Source organism: Arthrobacter sp. BK1 (assembly GCF_056680055.1).
Genome location: NZ_CM155263.1, coordinates 2529348 through 2544091, shown reverse-complemented (window position 1 = coordinate 2544091; position 14744 = coordinate 2529348). Strand labels below are relative to the sequence as shown.

The following is a 14744-nucleotide window of genomic DNA, read 5'->3' as shown; positions in this document are numbered from 1 at the left end:
GCGGCAAGTTGCATTACTTCACCCGGCTTCGCACAAGGTCATGAGTCGGTTTTTTACGTCCTGCAACGCCCGGCGACGCGGAGTTAACGGGCGTTACCGGCCCCTCGACCGCCGTCGGACCGGCTGCCTAGCATGGGCACTCAACCCACTGCCAGCACACCGTCCCGATCAGGAGTTCCCATGCCAGCGAGCGCACCGACCGTCGTCTTCGTCGGGGGCGGACCGCGCACCGCAGGGGTGCTGGAGCGGATGGCTGCCAACCGGCCCGGGCTGTTCGCCGGCCCGCTGGATATCCACGTCGTGGAACCGTACGAACCGGGCTCCGGCCGGATCTGGCGGTACGACCAGCACCCGGGACTCATGCTCAACTCAACAGCCGCGGACGTCACCATGTTCACTGACTCCTCCGTGGAATGCGATGGCCCGGCCGTGGACGGCCCCGGCCTTGCCGGGTGGGCCGCCGGGATCCTGGACGGCTCCATCACCGATGTTCCGGACTTTCCGCGGTCCCTCCGCCACCAGCTGCAGTCCCTCACCGGAGGCACCTTCCCCACCCGCCAGCTGAACAGCCAGTACCTGGAGTGGTTCTTCCGCCGCGCGGCTGCTGCCCTCGGGGGACAGGTGACGGTACACCGCACCACTGCCCTCTCCATCGAGCCCGCCGCCACAGCGTCCGACGACGGCCCCCACCTCGTGCGGCTGGCCACCGGCGGGACCCTGCGGGCCGACGTCGTGGTCACGGCGCTCGGCCACACCGACTCACGGCCGGACGCAGCCTCGGCCACGTGGGCAGCCTTCGCCGCCCGGCATGGCGGTTTCCACGCGCCACCCAGCTACACCACCGACGTCGACTATTCAGCCATTGCCCCGGGCCAGGACGTGATCGTTGCCGGGATGGGGCTCGCGTTTGTGGACCTGCTGGTGCTGCTGATGGAAGGCCGCGGCGGCCGGTTCGAGGAAACGCCCGACGGCGGCCTGACCTACCGCGCGTCCGGACGGGAGCCCAGGCTATGGGCCGGTTCGCGGCGCGGGGTGCCCTACCATTCCAAGATCTCCTCCACCCTTCGTGGTGAGGCGCCCGGTGCACTGCGCTTCTTCACCGCCCGCGCCCTCGACTCGCTGCTGGAACGCCACACCGAACTGGACTTCCGTGAACACCTCTGGCCGCTCATCGCCAAGGAAGCCGGCTACAGCTACTACCGGGAGCTGTTCACCGGCAGCCCTGCGCGGGTGGGGGCGTCCTGGGAGGAGTTTGCCGCCCGTTTCGAGGAGCTCGACTGGTACAGCAGCGCCCGGGAGGAACTCGTGGCGGAAACAGTGCCCGATCCCGCCCTGCACCTTGACCTTGAGCGGCTGGACCGTCCGTTCACCGGGCGGGAATTCACCGATGCCCCGGAAGTCCAGGCAGCGGTGGCCGGCTACATCGGGCACGATCTTTCCCTCCGCGACGGTCCGGACCACCCCGAAACCATGGCACTGTTCCTGGCTCTGCTGAAGGTCTATATGGATCTGGGCCGGCTGGTCCCGGCTGACCGTCTTAACGCCCGTTCCCAGCAGGCCGTGCACGGCTGGTGGCACGGTTTCTTCAGCTTCGTCGACTCCGGCCCGCCGCCCCGCCGGCTCCGGGAGATGCTTGCCCTGCACAGGGCCGGGCTGCTGCACTTCCTGGGACCGGGCCTTGCCGTCAGCGCGGATGAGTCCACCGGGGAGTTTGTGGCCGGCTCATCGCAGACAGGCTTCACTGTCCGGGCCAGGGCTTTCATCGAGGCGCGCCTGCCGGCAACGTCGGTGGCCCGCTCACTGAACCCGCTGCTTGAATCCCTCCACCTGTCCGGGCTGGCCACCGAGCAGCAGCTGCTCACAGCCGATGGCATCCACTCCACCGGAAAGCTCCTGGTCTCGGACCGGCATCAGCTCCGGGACCAGCGGGGGCGGACCGCCGGCCGCCTGTTCGGAGTGGGTCCGGGAACGTCAGGCTGGGGAGCGGGCGCCTTTGCCAGGCCACGCACGAATGCCGCGCCCTTCCGGGAAAACGATGCCCTGGCCCGGACCATCCTGACCACCCTCGCCGGGCTGGCCCCGGTATCCTCAATCCGGCAGGACGCGCCTGCCGAACCCCTCGCCGCCGGAAGGACCTGAAGCATGGACGTCGAAACCTTTACTCCCGGTGCCTGTCGCATCCCTGAAGCGGCCCCGGCGGCCCTCGATGCTGCGGCGCTGACCGTGCTGGATCTGCCCATGCACGATCACCGGGTACGGCCGCTCCTGGACGAGCTCGCTGTGGAATACGACTCCAGCTACGGCGATCTCTTTGGCCGCGGCGCCGCCGCCGACGAGCTCAACCGGTACCCGGCGTCGGAGTTCGAGGGACCCGGCGGAGCGCTGCTGGTGGTCCAGGAGAACGGGACCTCCGTTGCAGGCGGCGCGTTCCGGCACTACGGGCCGGGGACGGCAGAATTCAAGCGGATCTGGACCCACTCCGCCCACCGCCGTCGGGGGCTGGCCCGGCTGGTGCTGGCCGAACTGGAAGCCCTGGCCGCCCGCCGCGGCTACACCCGCGTCTACCTGACCACCGGCCCCCGGCAACCCGAAGCCAAATACCTGTACCTCACCTCCGGGTACGAGCCGCAGTTCGACCTCAACGAGGATCCGGAAGTGGTTAGGTCGCTCGCTTTCACGAAGGATCTTCCGGCGCCCCGGCTAAGCTAGCCGCATGGCCAACAAATCCACTGCAGAGAAACTCGCCACCATCCAGAAGGGCTACACCCTGGAAGGTGCCACCATCGAGCTGGGTGCCGCCATTGTGGACGGCGAACTCCACAAGGAAGCCCAGGTCCGGCTGCCGCTTGCCATGATGAACCGCCACGGCCTGGTGGCCGGCGCCACCGGCACCGGCAAGACCGTAACCCTGCACATGATGGCTGAGCAGCTGTCCACCGCCGGCGTTCCTGTTTTCCTGGCGGACATCAAAGGCGATCTCTCCGGCCTGGCCACGGCGGCCACGGGAAGCGGGAAACTCACTGCACGCACTGACGGCATCGGCCAGGCGTGGGCCGGCAAGACCTTCCCGGTGGAGTTCCTTGCCCTGGGTGGCGATGGCAACGGCATCCCCGTGCGGGCCACCATCACCTCTTTCGGCCCTATCCTGCTCTCCCGCGTGATGGAGCTCAACGACACCCAGGAATCCAGCCTCCAGCTGATCTTCCACTTCGCAGACAAGAAGAACCTCGAACTCGTTGACCTCAAGGACCTCCGCGCCGTCATCTCGTTCCTCACCTCGGCCGAAGGCAAGGACGAACTGGAGGAGCTGGGCGGGCTCTCCAAGGCCACCGCCGGCGTCATCCTGCGCGAACTGATCAATCTGGAAGCCCAGGGGCTGGAAAAGTTCTTCGGCGAACCGGAATTCGATACCGCGGAGCTGCTCCGCACAGCCCCGGACGGGCGCGGCGTTGTCACCTGCCTGGAACTCCCCACGCTGCAGACCAAGCCGATGCTGTTCTCCACCTTCCTGATGTGGCTGCTGGCCGACCTCTTCGAAGACCTCCCCGAGGCCGGCGATCTGGACAAGCCCAAGCTCGTGTTCTTCCTGGATGAGGCCCACCTGCTGTTCAACGGCGCTTCCAAGGCCTTCCTCGATGCCATCACCACCACAGTCCGGCTGATCCGGTCCAAGGGCGTGGGGATCTTCTTCGTGACACAGACCCCCAAGGATGTTCCCGCGGATGTTCTGGGCCAGCTGGCCAACCGCATCCAGCACGCGCTGCGCGCCTTCACCCCGGAGGACGCCAAGGCCCTGAAGGCCACCGTGTCCACGTTCCCGGTCAGTGACTACGACCTTGAAGAAACCCTGACATCCGCCGGGATCGGCGAGGCAGTCATCACCGTCATGAACGAGAAAGGCGCGCCCACGCCGGTGGCCCTCACCCGGCTCCGCGCCCCCGAATCCGTCATGGGCCCCAGCACGGACAAACTCATCAAGAGCACGGTGGCCGGCTCCGCGCTGCTCGCCAAATACGGCACGGCGGTGGACAACGTCTCCGCGTACGAGAAGCTCAACGGCAAGGCCGCAGCCCCCACCGGCGACGCCGCGTCCGGCGAGCCCCCGGTTCCGGGACGCGGCCAGGCCGACGTCGATGCCGAGGCCCGCCGGATCGAAGAGGAAATCCTGGGCCGGCCCAGCAGCCGTCCGGCGCCTGCGCCGGACCGCGCCACCCAAGCTGAACCGACCGGGCGTGCACCCCGGCGGCAGGCACCCGAACCCGCGGCCCCGGCAGGTGGCGGGATGATGGGCGATCTGGCCGGAGCACTGGGTGGGGCCTTGGGCGGCGGCCTCAAAAGCATGGCCCGTTCCATGGGCACCCAACTCGGCCGGGAACTGCTCCGTGGAGTGTTCGGCACCTCGTCCCGGCGCCGCCGGTAGGCTGATCCGTACGACGCTCCAGGCCCTGGCCGCCCGCCGTCGGCCGTCAGGAAAGCCGCCGCCAGGACCGCCGCACGCCACCCAGCGGGACGGCGGCTACACCTGTGTTCCGCGGGCTTGCAGGTAACGTAAGGGAAATGCAGATGAGTCAAGCGTTGGTGAGGATAGCGGCCGGGTGGCTGCTTGGCCTCATGCTTGCTGTGGCTGCCGCCATCCTTGGCATCAACGTGGTGAACAATACCGTGGCGAGTCCCCAGCAGCCCGTCCGGGAGTATCTGGACGCCCTGGGCGCGGGTGACGGCGGCAAGGCGCTGGGCCTCCTGCGGGCCACCGTACCTCCCGCTAACGCGGCAATGCTGGACGGAACTGCCCTGCAGACGGCCGCCTCCCGGCTGGCGAATGTGACCATCGGGGACCCGGAAGAACGGGCGGCGAACCAGGTGATGGTGCCGGTCCAATATACGATCGACGGCAGCCGGCTCCGCACCGAGTTCATCTTGGAGAAGACCGGCACCGAATGGCTGTTCTTCAGCACGTGGGCGTTTGTTCCATCACAACTGCCCACGGTCAGTGCCACCGTAGTGAACGCCAGCGAAGCCAACCTTAACGGCGTTCCGGTGAACATGCCCGGCGGCCGGAATTCGTTTGCGGTGTTCTACCCGGGTGAATATGAAGCGTCCCTGAACGGTGAATATTTTGCTGCCCCGGCCACCCGCGCCACCGTTACCTCCCGCGACGTCCCGGCTGCCCCGCTGAACCTGCTGACCGAGGCCACCGAGCAACTGCGGAAGGACGTCGGCGCGAAAGTGAACGAGTTCCTCGATGCCTGCGCTGCCGAGGCTGTCAAACAGCAAAAGCTGCAACCGGACTGCCCCTTCTACTTCGCCAGCACCAACAATGTGGACGACGGCACCATCAAGTGGAGCATCACGGAGTACCCCTCGATCTCCATTGAGCCGTTCGACGGCCGCTGGGTGGTGGCCCCCCTCGACGGCAAGGCCAAGGTGGAAGCCGTCCAGCAGAGTTCCTTCACGGGCGCCTGGTTCCCGCTCAACGAAGAGGTGGACTTCAGCTTCACTACCCGCCTGGACGTCGCCGGCGACACCATCAAGGTGACCCCGCTGCTGAGCTACTAGCGCCGCGTTCGGCCGAGGTGGTCAGTCCATTCCGCGCAGGTCCAGCACCAGCTCGGTGTCGCCGTCGTTGGTCATGAGCACGGGGATGCCCCAGTCCTGCTGGTAGAGGTGGCAGGCGGCGTGGTCCGGGATCTCGCCGTCCTCGGTCTCCGGGCCGTCGCAGGCAGCGGCGCGGGCGGTGATGTGCAGAACGCCCTCCGGGATGTCCGAGGCGAGCTCCAGAGTGCGGAGCAGCCCAACGGAGGTCCCTCCGCCGGCCACGAGAAGCTCGTGCGGCGTGGAGGAGATCTTCAGCTGGGTGGGATCGCCCCAGCGGTCGTCCAGCTTCTGGCCTGTGGGTGCGGTGAAACGGACCGTCAGTTCCAGCAGGCCGGGGGCAATCGGGCTCTTGGGCCGGTGGGTCTGGGCCGCTCCCTCGTCCACCTGCTGCGCTTCCTTGGGGATGGGCACGTACACGAGCTGGTGCTTGTTGGCCTCCACCACAATCAGCAGCGGCTCGGCGCCCGCAGCCTGGGTGTGGTCCACAATGACGTCCGACGGCTCAGCCAGTCCCCGCGCGAGCGTGGATACTGCCTTGGTGGCGGGATCGTAGCGGCGGACGGCGCCGTTGTAGGTGTCGGCAATGGCTACCGAGCCGTCGGGCAGCACGGTGACGCCCAGCGGATGCTGCAGGCGGGCGTCGGAGGCGGCGCCGTCACGGAAGCCGAAATCGAACAGGCCCTTGCCCACGGCGGATTCCACGGTGACCGTACCGTCGTCGCCGATGGCGAGCTTGCGGAGCGCAGAGGTCTCCGAGTCGGCCACCCAGATGTTGCCGTCAGCGTCCTCGGCCAGGCCGGAAGGCTGGGCGAACCAGGCCTCGTGGGCGGGGCCGTCCTGCAGGCCTTCCAGTCCGTTGCCGGCAACGATCGCCACGGCGCCCGTGAGGGGATCGAAGCTGAAGATCTGGTGGGTGCCGGCCATGGCAATGACCACCGCGTTGAGCTTGGAGGACCAGACAACGTCCCACGGCGAGCTGAGCGAAACCTCCAGCGGGTGCTCACTGAGCTTCCCCGTGAACCCGGCCGCGTCCTCGTCCACGCGCGCCGGCCCGGTTTCGAGCAGGCGCTGCACGCCGCTTCCGACGAGGGTGGTGACTGTCCCGTCCGCCAGGGACAGTCCGCGGAGGCGGTGGTTGACGGAGTCGGCGATCACGACGTCGTACCCCGTCTTTGCTGCCATGTCTTCCGGGAGCAGTGCCAGGCCCTGCGGTTCGTTGAACTGTGCGGTCGGCTTGATGGAGTCAACGGCGGCGGCGGGGCCATCCGCATGTCCTTTGGTGCCCGAGCCGAACGTCGCCAGCACGGTGTGGAAGTCGGTGCCCAGTTCCACGACCCGGTGGTGGCCGGTGTCGGTAACCAGCCACGAGCCCCGGGTGGCTGCGGCATCAACGGAGGCGCCGTCGTCGGACGTTCCGTTAGTGGCGGTGCCGCGGCCTGCCGGCAGGAACAAAGCCTTGCCGGGGAACCGCAGCGTGCCGGAGGTGGCTTCCGGGGCGACGTACGGGCCGGAGCCGCGGTGCAGCGTCCCCTTGGCCTCGTGCTCGGCGATAAGTTCCGGGATGAGCACGGCCAGGCCGTCGGCGTGGCCTTCACCGGAGAGGTGGGCCACGATGTAGCCCTCGGGGTCGATGACCACCAGGGTGGGCCACGCGCGGGCTGTGTAGGCCTTCCACGTGTCCAGCTCGGGATCGTCCAGCACGGGGTGGTGGATCTCGTAGCGCTCCACTGCAGCCGCCAGGGCAACGGGATCGGCTTCGTGCTCGAACTTGGGCGAGTGGACTCCCACGGTCACCAGGACGTCGGAGAACTTCTCCTCGAGGGGGCGCAGTTCGTCCAGGACGTGAAGGCAGTTGATGCAGCAGAAGGTCCAGAAGTCGAGCAAAACAATCTTGCCGCGCAGGGCCTCCAGGTCCAGCGATTTGCCGCCGGTATTGAGCCAGTTGCGGCCCACCAGTTCGGAGGCGCGGACCCGGTGTTGCGTGCGTACGGTTTCGCTCATGAGCGTCCTTCCAGCTTTGGATTGCGTTCAGCCAGCTTGGCATCGCGTTCAGCCAATTTGGCAAACATATCGTTGTAAGCAGTCAGATCGGCGTCGTTATTCCTGTCCGCCGCGCGGTCCACCCGCTTGGTCTCGCGCGCATCGGAGCGGGACCACATGATGGCGACGCCGATTGCCACCAGGAGTGTGGGCACCTCACCGATGCCCCAGGCCACTGCGCCGCCCATCTGCTGGTCCAGGAGCGCGGACGGTCCCCAGGCCCGGCCGAGGTTGCCGAAGTAGTCCGCGGCAAGGAGGTTGGTGCCGCCCATGATGGACACGCCGAAGAACGCGTGGAAGCCCATGGTGGCCAGCAGGAGCAGCAGGCGCATGGGGTACGGCGCCCGGCGGGGCAGCGGGTCCGTACCGATCATGGTCAGGATGAAGATGTAGCCGGTGAGGGCGAAGTGCAGGATCATCAGCTCATGGCCCACGTGTTCGCGCATCGCAAACCCGAACGCCTCTGAGTAGTAGAACAGCACGATGGAGCCTGCGAAGTTGGCGGCCGCGAAGATGGGATGGGTCACCAGCTGCGAGAACTTGGAGTGGATGAATATGAGCAGCCATTCGCGCACGCCGCGTGAACCGTCGTTCCTGGCCGGCAGGGCACGGAGCGCCAGTGTCACCGGTGCGCCGAGTACCAGGAAGATGGGGGCCACCATGGTCAGCGCCATGTGGTCCACCATGTGCGCCGAGAAGAGGATCCGGCCGTAAACGGCGGGCGGTCCGGACGTGATGTACGTCAGCACCGCCAGGCCGATCACCCAGTTCACGGTGCGGAACCACTGCCATTTGTCGCCGCGGCGGCGGACCTTGGCCACGCCGAGGATGTACGCCACCAGGCCGAAGATGACCACGGCGATCCAGAGCCAGTCGAGGCGCCACTCCGTGAGCCAGCGCTCAGGGGTCAGTTCCGGAGGAAGCTCGTAGCCGGAGAGGATGAACGCCGGCGAGGCGTCGGGGGCGAAGCTGGTGGGCTCCGGCGGGGCCGAGCGGCTCAAGGCAACGGCGACTCCAGAGGTGGCTCCCATCACGAGAAGTTCCACGAGGACCAGCTGCCAGAGGACCCGGCGCGATGAAAACGCAGAACCCGTGCGGCCAAGCTGGGGGATGACCCACTGCCGGTGCATAAAGCCGATCCCGCCGAGGAACAGGGTGGCCGCCGACTTCACGAGGATCAGCTGGCCGTAGGCCGAGCCGAAGAGGTCGCCCCAGTTGGTAACCCGGATGCTGGCGTTGATCACTCCCGAGGCGAAAACCAGGACGAATGCGAAGCCGGCGAGGGCGGAGAAACGCCGCAGTGTGGATTCGGTGATGTCCGCGGCGGATCCCGCCTTTGTACCCGTCAGGATCCCGGACAGGAGTGCCAGCAGGATGATGCCGCCAACCCAGGTGCTCACGCCCACCAGGTGAAGGCCCAGGGAGTTGATGGCTCCTTCGTGGTCCGAGGAGCTGGACGAGTGGCCGATCAGTGCTGCGGGCACCAGGCCAACCAGAGTCAGGATCAGCGTGAGCGCGAGGCCACCCAGGGACCTTACACCGAACAATGCCGTGGTCACTACGGCGGCGATGATGGTGACGGTGAGCCATGCCCTGCCGGTCTCGATGTCCGTCATGAAGTACACCAGGGCGCGGGTGAACTCGGCGTCCCCGGACAGCCCCTGCCCCGCCACGTCCGAATACGTAAGGACCAGCACTGCGATGGCGGAAAGCGTCCACACGGCACCCGCGGCGGCGGCAATCGCCAGGGCCCGGGCGAAGGCGGGGTGTTCCGGGGCCTCGCCGTCGTGATGCCTGGAGCGTGGGCCCGACGTCCTGGGCAGGATTCCGACGGCGAATATCAGTCCGCCGATGACGGTGGCCAGGGAAACGTTGTGGATGGCCTTGCTGACCGGGAGTCCCCAACGGGCCAGTGCTCCGGGGTCTGATACTTCACGCGTTGCTGCTGCACCGGAAAACAGGAGAGCAACTGCCAGGCTAACCAACAGTGCTGCGAGTCCCGCCAACTGCCACGGCCGGGAAATCCCCAGGGTGCCAGCGCCGTTCTGCTGAGGGGCAGGCTGTGGTGCTGTGGGACGGGACTTTGCTGCGGAAGGCACCTATCCATTGTCCGCTACCGGCGCCCACGCGGCGAATCGGCTGAAGGGCAACCGGGCTCAGGCGGCGCAGCCACTCAGGGGACGAAGCGGTACAGGACACTTCGGGTTAAAGCAGTGGAGCGGCGACCACATGGTCACCGCTCCACTCATGTTGCCGAAGAAGACTACTTCTTCTTGGCGACAGCAGCCTTCAGCTTGGAGCCTGCGGTCAGCTTGACGCTGTGGCCGGCTGCGATCTGGATGGTCTCGCCCGTCTGCGGGTTGCGGCCGGTGCGAGCTGCACGGTCGGTGCGCTCAACTGCGAGCCAGCCCGGGATGGTGATCTTCTCGCCGGCGGCGACGGAAGTCTCGAAAACCTCGAACAGTGCATCGAGGACGGAGTTGACGGCTGCCTGGCTGGTGCCGGCCTTGCCTGCTACCTCTGAAACAAGTTCACTACGGTTCTTAGCCATTGATGTCCTCCTGGACGGTCACGATTCTGGAGCCTGAACGCGGCATGCGTGCAAGCCACTGTTCGAAAACTTACCAGCTTGCGCCCGTGAGGTCCGCAAATTCCGCGTGTTTCCGCGACTTTTTGACTTAAATCACGGGTTTTTAGGGGATTCTGAGGGGAATTGCGCCCAGAGCGGACGCTCTCTCACTTCCTGCACCGTTTCAAGGAACGCTCTGGCAGTTGCTGCACCGTTTAGGGGGACGCTCTGGCAGTTGCTGCACCGTTTGGGCGGACGCTCTCTCACTTCCTGCACCATCTGAAGGAACGCTCTGTCTGGTCATCAGCGACCTTCGGGGAAAGTTCTTGGTAAGGTCCGACGGCGGTACGTGGCCCGGGTGCGTGGGCCCGGGAGTGGTGGGTGGGCCGGGGTCGGTGTGTGGCCTGGGCCGGGGCGCCCACCGTGTGTGGTGGTGTGGTGGGTGTTGTTTAAATGGGTCAGGCCCCGACACGTGTGTGTCGGGGCCTGGCCTTGAATGATGTTCCGGCGGTGACCTACTCTCCCACACCCTCCCGGGTGCAGTACCATCGGCGCTGTGGGTCTTAGCTTCCGGGTTCGGAATGGGACCGGGCGTTTCCCCCACGCTATGACCGCCGTAACCCTTGCTCCGCACCCGTCCGGGCCCTGTTTGTTTGGGCCTGGCTTGGGGTGGGAAAATTTGTGGTTACAACTGTGCTCCAGTTTTTGGTTGGAGCTGTGGTGTTGTTATTCAGTTGTTGGTTCCTGTGCAACTTACCGTGTGACGGGTTTGTTGGTTGGGAACCACATAGTGGACGCAAGCAGTCTTGTTTATCTTTTTACCGACCCCGTGGTGCAAACGCTTTTGAATCCGTTTGCGGGGTGGTGTGTGGTGTAAGTTATCGGCCTATTAGTACCGGTCAGCTTCACGAGTCGTTAGTCCTCGCTTCCACATCCGGCCTATCAACCCAGTGGTCTGGCTGGGGGCCTCTCACACACAAGGTGTATGGAAATCTCATCTCGAAGCGAGCTTCCCGCTTAGATGCTTTCAGCGGTTATCCCATCCGAACGTAGCTAATCAGCGGTGCACTTGGCAGTACAACTGACACACCAGAGGTTCGTCCGTCCCGGTCCTCTCGTACTAAGGACAGCCCTTCTCAAATTTCCTGCGCGCGCAGCGGATAGGGACCGAACTGTCTCACGACGTTCTAAACCCAGCTCGCGTACCGCTTTAATGGGCGAACAGCCCAACCCTTGGGACCTACTCCAGCCCCAGGATGCGACGAGCCGACATCGAGGTGCCAAACCATGCCGTCGATATGGACTCTTGGGCAAGATCAGCCTGTTATCCCCGAGGTACCTTTTATCCGTTGAGCGACGGCCATTCCACAATGTACCGCCGGATCACTAGTCCCGACTTTCGTCCCTGCTCGAGATGTCTCTCTCACAGTCAAGCTCCCTTGTGCACTTACACTCGACACCTGATTGCCAACCAGGCTGAGGGAACCTTTGGGCGCCTCCGTTACTTTTTAGGAGGCAACCGCCCCAGTTAAACTACCCATCAGGCACTGTCCCTGACCCGGATTACGGGCCGAAGTTAGATGTCCAAAGTGACCAGAGTGGTATTTCAACGATGACTCCACCCGAACTGGCGTCCGGGCTTCAACGTCTCCCACCTATCCTACACAAGCCACTCCGAACACCAATACCAAACTATAGTAAAGGTCTCGGGGTCTTTCCGTCCTGCTGCGCGTAACGAGCATCTTTACTCGTACTGCAATTTCGCCGAGTTTATGGTTGAGACAGCGGGGAAGTCGTTACTCCATTCGTGCAGGTCGGAACTTACCCGACAAGGAATTTCGCTACCTTAGGATGGTTATAGTTACCACCGCCGTTTACTGGGGCTTGAATTCTCAGCTTCGCCGTGAGGCTAACCGGTCCTCTTAACCTTCCAGCACCGGGCAGGAGTCAGTCCGTATACATCGTCTTGCGACTTCGCACGGACCTGTGTTTTTAGTAAACAGTCGCTTCCCCCTGGTCTCTGCGGCCCCGATCCCCTCCGGACAGCAAGTGTCCATCAAGGTTGGGGCCCCCCTTCTCCCGAAGTTACGGGGGCATTTTGCCGAGTTCCTTAACCATAATTCTCTCGATCGCCTTAGTATTCTCTACCTGATCACCTGTGTCGGTTTGGGGTACGGGCGGCTAAAACCTCGCGTCGATGCTTTTCTCGGCAGCATAGGATCACCAAATCCCCCCAAACGGGGGTCCCATCAGATCTCAGGCATCATGAACGGCGGATTTGCCTACCGTTCGCCCTACATCCTTAGACCGGGACAACCATCGCCCGGCTTGGCTACCTTCCTGCGTCACACCTGTTAATACGCTTGCCTCCCAGGATCAGGTCCCGCGCTCCACCAAAACCCTCACACCACAAGGGTGATCGGGCAGGTCTCGGGCGGTTAGTATCCCCTGTTCAGCATGGGCGGTTTTTCGCCGGTACGGGAATATCAACCCGTTGTCCATCGACTACGCCTGTCGGCCTCGCCTTAGGTCCCGACTTACCCAGGGCAGATTAGCTTGACCCTGGAACCCTTGATCATTCGGCGGACGGGTTTCTCACCCGTCTTTCGCTACTCATGCCTGCATTCTCACTCGTGTAGGCTCCACCGCTGGTTTACACCGCGACTTCACTGCCCACACGACGCTCCCCTACCACTCCAGACGCCTGAACCAACCCAACAAGTGGGCGGCTTGGCTACTATCTGAAATCCACAACTTCGGCGGTGTACTTGAGCCCCGCTACATTGTCGGCGCGGAATCACTTGACCAGTGAGCTATTACGCACTCTTTTAAGGATGGCTGCTTCTAAGCCAACCTCCTGGTTGTCTTCGCAACTCCACATCCTTTCCCACTTAGCACACGCTTAGGGGCCTTAGTTGGTGGTCTGGGCTGTTTCCCTCTCGACTATGAAGCTTATCCCCCACAGTCTCACTGCTGCGCTCTCACTTACCGGCATTCGGAGTTTGGCTGACGTCAGTAACCTTGTAGGGCCCATTAGCCATCCAGTAGCTCTACCTCCGGTAAGAAACACGCAACGCTGCACCTAAATGCATTTCGGGGAGAACCAGCTATCACGAAGTTTGATTGGCCTTTCACCCCTACCCACAGCTCATCCCCTCCATTTTCAACTGAAGTGGGTTCGGTCCTCCACGACGTCTTACCGTCGCTTCAACCTGGCCATGGGTAGATCACTTCGCTTCGGGTCTAGATCACGCCACTGCAACGCCCTATTCAGACTCGCTTTCGCTACGGCTTCCCCACACGGGTTAACCTCGCGACGTAACACTAACTCGCAGGCTCATTCTTCAAAAGGCACGCCGTCACAACTACAAAGGCTGCTCCGACGGATTGTAAGCACACGGTTTCAGGTACTGTTTCACTCCCCTCCCGGGGTACTTTTCACCTTTCCCTCACGGTACTGGTCCGCTATCGGTCATTAGGGAGTATTTAGGCTTATCAGGTGGTCCTGACAGATTCGCACGGGATTTCTCGGGCCCCGTGCTACTTGGGATACTCTCCAGGCGGCACAAAACATTTCGGTTACGGGGCTCACACCCTCTCTGGCCGGCCTTTCAAGACCGTTCACCTATGCCTGCACATCACACCTCACTGTCCCGGCAGAGACAGTACGGAAAGTCCCACAACCCCGACCATGCAACGCCCGCCGGCTATCACACATGGAACGGTTTAGCCTGATCCGCGTTCGCTCGCCACTACTAACGGAATCACTATTGTTTTCTCTTCCTGCGGGTACTGAGATGTTTCACTTCCCCGCGTTCCCTCCACGCACCCTATGTGTTCAGATGCGGGTCACCAGATCACTCGCGCGTCTGGCGGGGTTTCCCCATTCGGACACCCTGGGATCACAGTCCGGTTATCGACTCCCCCAGGCTTATCGCAGATTCCTACGTCCTTCTTCGGCTCCTAATGCCAAGGCATCCACCGTGTGCTCTTAAAAACTTGACCACAAAAGATCAAAAAAACTAATTTTCGAGAGAACCACGAAAACCACCCGGACACCACCACCACAACCCAAAGGCCACAGCAACAGACGCCCGGACAGATCCAGGTTCATATTCTTGGAAATTGCTTCTTATAAAAGATGCTCGCGTCCACTATGTAGTTCTCAAACAACAACCCCATACCACACACCCCACACACAACCCCCAAAGGGACCAACATGCATGATCGGTGCAGCCAGGAAACCAGAAACAAACAAACCCGAACCCCTCCCCATCAGGGAAGAACCCGGCCCTGTTGCCTCAGGACCCAACAGTGTGCCAAACACTAAACCACCCATTCCCCACCCCACCGTTCCAGGACACCGGCCGTGGTAAACCACAACAGGACATCCGTACTGGACGGGACAAAAAACACGCGGCCGCTACTTGTTGATATTCCACCCTTGAGCACCCGCCGCAGAACAATCGTCTGCGCAACGGGCATATACTCCTGACAACCCCACCACACGGACATACATCCGGCAGGATGGTTGTAGGTG

At 63.6% G+C, this 14744-nt stretch carries 7 protein-coding genes and 2 rRNA genes; 4 read left to right on the top strand and 5 right to left on the bottom strand.

Features of this window, described 5'->3' with window-relative positions; translation table 11 throughout:
* The first annotated feature begins 180 nt into the window (after positions 1–180).
* The 4 genes from AC1MCA_RS11520 (at position 181) to AC1MCA_RS11505 (ending at position 5556) form a co-directional block, all read left to right on the top strand.
* On the top strand, positions 181–2139 hold the full coding sequence (locus tag AC1MCA_RS11520; RefSeq protein WP_479797145.1) for an FAD/NAD(P)-binding protein: 1959 nt from the start codon (positions 181–183) through the stop codon (positions 2137–2139).
* A 3-nt stretch (positions 2140–2142) separates the two neighbouring features.
* Entirely contained in the window at positions 2143–2709 is a 567-nt protein-coding gene (locus AC1MCA_RS11515; protein WP_479797143.1) for a GNAT family N-acetyltransferase, read from the top strand.
* Positions 2710–2713: 4 nt separating this feature from the next.
* Complete coding sequence (locus tag AC1MCA_RS11510; protein ID WP_479797141.1) at positions 2714–4420, top strand: helicase HerA-like domain-containing protein; 1707 nt, start codon at positions 2714–2716, stop codon at positions 4418–4420.
* 143 nt (positions 4421–4563) lie between these two features.
* The gene (locus tag AC1MCA_RS11505; RefSeq protein ID WP_181365310.1) at positions 4564–5556 is read left to right on the top strand and encodes a hypothetical protein; all 993 of its coding nucleotides are present in this window, start codon (positions 4564–4566) and stop codon (positions 5554–5556) included.
* Between the two features lie 21 nt (positions 5557–5577).
* Here AC1MCA_RS11505 and AC1MCA_RS11500 read toward each other — a convergent pair whose 3' ends face one another.
* The 5 genes from AC1MCA_RS11500 to AC1MCA_RS11480 all read right to left on the bottom strand — a co-directional run bounded on the left by AC1MCA_RS11500 (position 5578) and on the right by AC1MCA_RS11480 (position 14209).
* A complete protein-coding gene (locus tag AC1MCA_RS11500) occupies positions 5578–7596 on the bottom strand; it encodes an NHL domain-containing thioredoxin family protein (protein ID WP_479797139.1) in 2019 nt (672 codons plus the stop codon).
* On the bottom strand, positions 7593–9734 hold the full coding sequence (locus AC1MCA_RS11495; RefSeq protein ID WP_479797137.1) for a bifunctional copper resistance protein CopD/cytochrome c oxidase assembly protein: 2142 nt from the start codon (positions 9732–9734) through the stop codon (positions 7593–7595). Before AC1MCA_RS11495 ends, AC1MCA_RS11500 begins: the two co-directional genes overlap by 4 nt.
* A gap of 164 nt (positions 9735–9898) precedes the next feature.
* Positions 9899–10186, bottom strand: coding sequence for an HU family DNA-binding protein (locus AC1MCA_RS11490; protein ID WP_056341443.1), 288 nt, complete (start codon positions 10184–10186; stop codon positions 9899–9901).
* A 520-nt stretch (positions 10187–10706) separates the two neighbouring features.
* Positions 10707–10823, bottom strand: a 5S ribosomal RNA gene (rrf, locus tag AC1MCA_RS11485).
* Positions 10824–11072: 249 nt separating this feature from the next.
* Positions 11073–14209: ribosomal RNA gene (locus tag AC1MCA_RS11480) — 23S ribosomal RNA — on the bottom strand.
* Positions 14210–14744 lie beyond the last annotated feature (535 nt).

What these genes read in the sequence shown, in the direction of transcription:
- AC1MCA_RS11510 (WP_479797141.1), top strand. Translation starts at nt 2,714, where the DNA reads ATGGCCAACAAATCCACTGCAGAGAAACTCGCCACCATCCAGAAGGGC.
- AC1MCA_RS11505 (WP_181365310.1), top strand. Translation starts at nt 4,564, where the DNA reads ATGAGTCAAGCGTTGGTGAGGATAGCGGCCGGGTGGCTGCTTGGCCTC.
- AC1MCA_RS11500 (WP_479797139.1), bottom strand. Translation starts at nt 7,596, where the DNA reads ATGAGCGAAACCGTACGCACGCAACACCGGGTCCGCGCCTCCGAACTG.
- AC1MCA_RS11520 (WP_479797145.1), top strand. Translation starts at nt 181, where the DNA reads ATGCCAGCGAGCGCACCGACCGTCGTCTTCGTCGGGGGCGGACCGCGC.
- AC1MCA_RS11515 (WP_479797143.1), top strand. Translation starts at nt 2,143, where the DNA reads ATGGACGTCGAAACCTTTACTCCCGGTGCCTGTCGCATCCCTGAAGCG.
- AC1MCA_RS11490 (WP_056341443.1), bottom strand. Translation starts at nt 10,186, where the DNA reads ATGGCTAAGAACCGTAGTGAACTTGTTTCAGAGGTAGCAGGCAAGGCC.